This is a genomic window from Methanoculleus sp., from assembly GCF_035363275.1.
GTDB lineage: Archaea > Halobacteriota > Methanomicrobia > Methanomicrobiales > Methanoculleaceae > Methanoculleus.
The window spans coordinates 1-3,385 of record NZ_DAOSET010000101.1 but is presented as its reverse complement, the minus strand read 5'-3'; the positions used below and the strand labels follow the sequence as shown (position 1 = coordinate 3,385).

Below are 3,385 nucleotides of genomic sequence, written 5' to 3'. Positions count from 1 at the left end.
TACTCGGCGATCGAGGTGTAGATATATGCCTCATCCATCGTTTCTCCCGCGGCAAACGTCCCGTGCCCCCGGACGATGACGATATGGCCGTCCCGGAGTGCTGCCGCCACGTTCTCTGCAATCTCGTCGGTCCCGGGGCTCCCGGTGACGACCGATATTGTCGGGCAGAGCATCCCCCCCTCGCTGTCGGCCGGCCGGATGAGATCGGCATCGAGCGATGCAGCGACGGCGTGGACCGGGTGAGCATGGACGATCGCACAATGAGACGTCTCCCGGTAGACCGCCCGGTGGACCCGGTACTCGCTTGAGGCCTCACGCGGGGCGTCGCCCGCATCAGGCACATAGACCGGCACCTCCCGGCAGTCGAGGTACGCACCGGTCCGGGTGATGTACAACCCGCCCTCGCCGCGGACGCTCATGTTCCCGAAGTTCGCTCCGACGAGCCTTTCCTGAAAAAGCCGCTTTCCTATCCGTTCAAACTCCTGATCAAGCATCTTCTGCACCCGAGGCTATCGTACAGGATGGTTTGGCGTGGACCGGGATATGTGCATCCCCGGGGGTGGGCGGCGGAGCGTCGACGGGAGCCCGGTTCGGGAGAACGTGAAATCCGGTGTCCGTGTGCTATCAGCTCTTGCGCTTCACCAGAATGAACAACGTGCCGGGGTCGGCTACCGGCTCTCCCCCCCGGCGGCAAAAAATGGTTACACAAACCTGATGCCGACGTCTTTTAACCTGTTGAAGCGGGCGATGTTCAGGAGGAGGGGCGTGACGCTCTCGACGACGGATGCGGCACGAAGCGGCCCCGCGTCGTAGGCGCGGAGGCGTGAGACGGAGTTGACGATCTCCATGACCGTATGCTTCGCGGAGTCGTCATCGCAGCAGACGGCGACGGAGTAGTCCAGTTCCTCATCGAGCGCCCGCCACTTTTCTGCGGCGATGTTGTTGAACGCGGCGCAGACTGTTGCATCCGGAGGAAGCAACCCCTTGATCATCATCGCTGCCGACCCCTCCGGTGGAGGGGCGTAGGAGAAGTGAGTCGTGCGCTCGATCGGGTTGACGGGGCTGACGACGATCTTGCCCTCAAACCCGGTCAGGGCTTTCAGGATAGGAATCACGTGCTTGAAGGGTATCGCAAGGATGACGATATCCGCCTCGTCGACCGCGCGCTGGTTGGAACCGCCGATGAGGCTGCACTCCTGATCGCGTTCATGCAGGGCCTCCCGGCAGGTATCGCAGGTTGCGATGGCCTTTGCCTCCTCGCGCGACCCCACGATCACATCGTGCTTCGGAGAGAGCCGGAGCGTCATGCCCTCCCCGATATCGCCGGTCCCACCGACGATGCCGATCTTCACCCACTTACACCAGTGGTTTCAGGATGCTCTCAAGCCTCGCAAGGTCCTGGACGCCGACCAATTTCTGGATAAGAGCTCCGTCTTTCTCGATGACGAGCGTTGGTACGAACTGGATGTCGTATTTCGCGGCATACTGCCGCGTCTGTTCGGAATCAACACCAACGTCGATCTTCCTGATATCGACCTGGTCACCCATCTTCTTCTTGAGCTCATCGATGATCGGTGACTGCTGGTGGCACGGACCGCACCACTCGGCGAAAAAGTCCATTAGAATCGGTTTTCCCATAACGCTGTACCCCATTCACACATTGTGTGTGAACGGGGCAATAAATGTTATTGGTTGGGGTGTTATTTCGAGAGGATCGCCATGATAATCTTTCCGTACGCAGGCCGTGTGACCAGGACGCCGATCAGGACACCGAGTATGGTGACAATGGCAAAACCTCTCAGGGTGGATAGGTCCATCAGCGCGAGCGGGAGCATGGCGATGAAGACCGTCGCCGCAGAGACGACGATGATCCCGAGCGCCCGTCCGTACCGCTTCATGTAAAGGTTCGGCGACGGGACACGCCCTTCGTGAAGAATCTCGTCCGTGATGATAATCAGCTGGTCGATGCCGGTGCCCACCACCGCTATCAGGCCGGCGATGGTGGCGAGATCGAGTTGCACGATGAACCGGGAGATGCCGAGCAGGATGACAATCTCAGAGACGTTGACGAAGAGCATGGGGAGAACGATCGAAGGCTCACGGTAGCGGTAGTAGACGACAGCCCCCACAGCGAGGAGCGCGAAGATTCCGGCAAGGAAGACGGTCGTCTTGAACTGCTCACCGAGCGCCGCCGGGACGGAACCGGACCCGACGATCTCCACGTTCACCGGCAAGGCGCCGGCCCGCAGGTGGATCTCGAGCGCCATCGCATCGTCAAGCCCGGTGTCACCGATCCCGGTGCTCGCGGAAAGCGACCTGACCGGGCCCGACCGGAGTTCCGCCGCAAGGTTCCCGGCGAGGGGAGCGTTGTAGACGGTCTTGTTGTCGAGGAGCATCACGAGGTGATGGCTTCCCGGGTTGTCGACCGCCCCATGCCGGAGGGCGGCCTCACGGAAGGCCTGGGCACCCGCATCGGTGAACGAGAACCCGACGCCCCACTGCTGGTTCTCGGGGTTCCTCTGCGGCACGCCGACGCTGGTGATCTGGTCCCCGTAGAGGACGTGCTCGGTCTCGTTTCCGGTGGTCTGGATCCGGATCTCGAACACACCCTGCTGGCCGACGATCTCCTGTGCCGTCGTCATATCCACGCCGGCGAGCTCTATCCGCACGTACTGCGGATACTCGCTCCCCGTCGGGGTGAGCAGGTTGATCCTGGCGTCCTGCATGCCGAGGGCGTTCACCTTGTCGCTCAGGATCCGTTTCACCTCGTCTGCGGTGAACGCAGATACGCCCTCCTGGTAGGTGACGATCGAGGCGCCTGATGCCGAAAAGATCGGTTCAAGGTCGGCACGGGAGACATTTTTGCGAATCTCGAGGTGGTCGCCGTCAATCTGGATAACCTCCACCTCGAGGCTCGTTCGCAGGTTCTCTATGAGGTCTTCGACCGATCCGTCGGTCGAGTATGCCACGACGACGGACTGGAACTCCATCTGCAGCCACGAACCGCCTTCGAGGTCGAGGCCGAACTGGAGGTTCCCTTCAAGCCCCTTCTCGGGGTTCGGGGGGGCCAGGTAGATGCCGACGAGGGAGCCGATCACAAGAAGGAGCAGCAGGGCCACATGCCAGTCTTTGACGAGATTGATGAAGGTTTCTCGGTTCATTTCTTACCTCCCCGGAGGATGTACCCCTTGAGAATTCCGGCGTTCAGCATCCAGGTGTTCATCATGTCGACGAGGAGCCCGATGATGAGGACGCTCGCGATCGCGCTGATGATCTGGATCTGTCCTGCCGTAGCGACGGCCCACATGGCGGCGATGGCCGCAAGCGTCGTGGTCGTCATGATGATCCCGGTCCTGAAGGCCCCGGAGAGTTTCTCGTCGAGTTT

Annotated in this window: 4 protein-coding genes and 1 pseudogene; all 5 read right to left on the bottom strand. The window is 61.2% G+C overall.

Annotated elements, in window-relative coordinates:
* Nucleotides 1–494: aldolase (locus PLN84_RS12840; protein WP_348532148.1), on the bottom strand; the 494-nt coding region annotated here is incomplete at its 3' end.
* A gap of 207 nt (nucleotides 495–701) precedes the next feature.
* Nucleotides 702–1,352, bottom strand: coding sequence for an NADPH-dependent F420 reductase (gene npdG / locus PLN84_RS12835; protein ID WP_292384683.1), 651 nt, complete (start codon nucleotides 1,350–1,352; stop codon nucleotides 702–704).
* Nucleotides 1,353–1,356: 4 nt separating this feature from the next.
* Complete coding sequence (locus PLN84_RS12830; protein ID WP_292384681.1) at nucleotides 1,357–1,638, bottom strand: thioredoxin domain-containing protein; 282 nt, start codon at nucleotides 1,636–1,638, stop codon at nucleotides 1,357–1,359.
* Nucleotides 1,639–1,700: 62 nt separating this feature from the next.
* Nucleotides 1,701–3,161 (bottom strand): preprotein translocase subunit SecD, encoded by a 1,461-nt coding sequence (locus PLN84_RS12825; protein WP_348532147.1) that lies wholly within the window; start codon nucleotides 3,159–3,161, stop codon nucleotides 1,701–1,703.
* Nucleotides 3,158–3,385 (bottom strand): annotated as a pseudogene (locus PLN84_RS12820) (preprotein translocase subunit SecF); the annotation flags it as partial. The pseudogene PLN84_RS12820 and the gene PLN84_RS12825, both read right to left, overlap by 4 nt.

Bases quoted from the DNA above. Each gene is read 5' to 3' on its own strand.
- PLN84_RS12830 (WP_292384681.1), bottom strand. From the start codon at position 1,638: ATGGGAAAACCGATTCTAATGGACTTTTTCGCCGAGTGGTGCGGTCCG.
- PLN84_RS12825 (WP_348532147.1), bottom strand. From the start codon at position 3,161: ATGAACCGAGAAACCTTCATCAATCTCGTCAAAGACTGGCATGTGGCC.